Here is a 2,415-nt window from a genome sequence, read left to right as displayed (position 1 = left end):
GGCCAGCACCCCGCCAGCACCCCTAGGGCGCTGGAAACCGACGAGATTCCGGGCATCGTCGAGGACTACCGCCAGGCGGCCCAACGCGCCAAAAATGCCGGTTTCGACATGGTGGAAGTCCACGCCGCCAATGCCTACCTGCTCAACCAGTTCCTGGCCACCGGCACCAACCAGCGTTCTGATCGCTACGGCGGCTCGATCGAGAACCGCGCCCGCTTCCCGCTGGAGGTGGTCGATGCGGTGATCGAGGTGGTCGGCGCCGGCCGCGTGGGCATTCGCCTCACGCCGTTCATCGAGATCTTCGGGCTGACCGACGACGAGCCCGAGGAGATGGCGCTGTATCTGGCCGACGCGCTCTCCAAGCGCGGCATCGCCTATATCCACCTCAACGAGCCCAACTGGGCCGGGGGCAACAACACCTTCCCGGACGGTTTCCGCGAGCGGATGCGCGAGCGCTTCAATGGCCGGTTGATCTACTGCGGCCATTACGACGCCGACAAGGGCGAGGCGCTGCTCGAGAGCGGCAACGGCGAACTCGTCGCCTTCGGTCGCCCCTACATCGCCAACCCGGACCTGGTCGAGCGCTTTCGCGTGGGTTCGCCGCTCAACGAGCCGGACCAGGCGACCTTCTACGGGGGCGATGCGACGGGCTACACCGACTACCCGTTCCTCGACAACGGCCACGACCAACTGAAGTAAGATTTGCCTTGCGAAAGGTTATAGACATTTGAAAAAGCAGTCGTTTTTATCGAAGCACCACGCCCGTGGTGCTTTTTTTGTACCCGGATGCCTGGGAATCCTGTTATTTTCGACTACGTTACCTATTCACGCGTGCGGGGCCGTCGCAGGGGGCACTTGCCCTCGATCGACGGGGTTCGCGCCTGGTATCTGGCTTGGGGTGATAAATGGATACGATTTCCCTTCCGGTGTGGCTCGCCTTTGTATCGCTGCTGTGCGGCGTGGTGGCGGCGGCGCTGTTCGTTTACGTGGTGCTGCCCAGGCGCCGGCGCGCCCAGGCGCGCAAGGCGCAGGCCGCCACTCCCAAGCCCGCTCCGGCACCGCCGGCGGAGCCCGCCCCGGCGCCGGTGCCCGCCACCAAGGTCAAGCAGCATTCGCTGTTCGTGATCTTCGCCCACCCGGACGCCACCACCGACGAGCGGCTCACCGAGTGGCTGCGCGGCAAGAGCGCCCGCTTCGACCCGCTCAAGAAGGTCTTTCTGATCGACGGCCAGCAGCGCTCCAACCCGGTCACCCTGGCCAACGCCTTTCCCCCCGGCGAGATGCCGGATCTTTTGCGCGGCGAGGCCCACGCGCCGATTCGCGGCGTGAGCCTGCTGGTCAAGCCCCCCTTGCACAAGCGGCGCAACCAGCAGATGCACGTCTACGTGGCGCTGGCCAAGGAGCTCAACGACGCCTTCAAGGGCGACATGCTCGATGGCGAGCAGAACCCCGCCACCGACACGACCTACCAGCAGATCCTCAGCTAGCCAGCACGCCCTGGCTGCGCAGGTAGTCGTCGTAGCTGCCGCTGAAGTCGACGATGCCCTCCGGCTGCATGTCGATGATGCGGGTGGCAAGGCTCGAGACGAACTCGCGGTCGTGGCTGACGAACAGCAGCGTGCCGGGGTAGTTCTCGAGCGCCAGGTTGAGCGCCTCGATCGACTCCATGTCCAGGTGGTTGGTGGGCTCGTCCATCAGCAGCACGTTGGGGTTGGTGAGCGTCAGCTTGCCGAACAGCATCCGCCCCTGCTCGCCGCCGGAGATCACCTTCACCGACTTTCCGATGTCGTCGCTGGAGAACAGCATGCGCCCGAGCGCCCCGCGCACCACCTGCTCGCCGCCCTTGGTCCACTGCCCCATCCACTCGAACAGCGTGGCGTCTTCGGCGAAGTCGGCGCCGTGGTCCTGGGCGAACACGCCAAGCTCGGCGGCATCGGTCCACTTCACTTCACCCTTTAGCGGTGCCAGGTCGCCGGCCAGGGTCTTCAACAGCGTGGTCTTGCCGATGCCGTTGGGGCCGATGATGGCGATGCGCTCGCCGGCCTCCACGACCATCGAGAAGCGCTCGAACAGCGGCGGATTGCCCTCGAATCCCTGGCTGATCGCCTCGACGCTGACCGCATTGCGGTGGATCTTCTTGTTCTGGTCGAAGCGGATGAACGGGCTCACCCGGCTCGAGGGCTTGATCTCCTCGAGCTTGATCTTGTCGATCTGGCGCGCCCGGGAGGTCGCCTGCTTGGCCTTGGAGGCGTTGGCGGAGAAGCGGCTGACGAACTGCTGGAGCTCGGCGATCTGCGCCTTCTTCTTGGCGTTGTCGGCGTGCTGGCGCTCGCGGGCGGCGGTGGCGGCGGTCATGTACTCGTCGTAGTTGCCGGGGAACAGGGTGATCTCGCCGTAGTCGAGATCCGCCATGTG

Annotated in this window: 2 protein-coding genes and 1 pseudogene; 2 read left to right on the top strand and 1 reads right to left on the bottom strand. The window is 65.4% G+C overall.

The genetic code is table 11. The features are described from left to right. Together BIS11_RS15225 and BIS11_RS15220 are read left to right on the top strand one after the other, a co-directional pair. A pseudogene (locus BIS11_RS15225) lies at positions 1 to 699 on the top strand (alkene reductase); the annotation flags it as partial. A gap of 206 nt (positions 700 to 905) precedes the next feature. Next, on the top strand, positions 906 to 1,487 hold the full coding sequence (locus tag BIS11_RS15220) for a cell division protein ZipA C-terminal FtsZ-binding domain-containing protein (RefSeq protein WP_253422396.1): 582 nt from the start codon (positions 906 to 908) through the stop codon (positions 1,485 to 1,487). On the opposite strand, the gene BIS11_RS15215 is transcribed toward BIS11_RS15220, so the two are convergent. Further along, a partial coding sequence (locus tag BIS11_RS15215; RefSeq protein ID WP_253586460.1) for an ATP-binding cassette domain-containing protein occupies positions 1,480 to 2,415 on the bottom strand: 936 nt, incomplete at its 5' end. The two genes, BIS11_RS15220 and BIS11_RS15215, sit on opposite strands and share 8 nt — an antisense overlap.

It is taken from the genome of Halomonas sp. 707D4, assembly GCF_024158685.1.
Taxonomy (GTDB): Bacteria; Pseudomonadota; Gammaproteobacteria; order Pseudomonadales; family Halomonadaceae; genus Vreelandella.
This window is presented reverse-complemented; position numbering and strand designations above follow the sequence as displayed.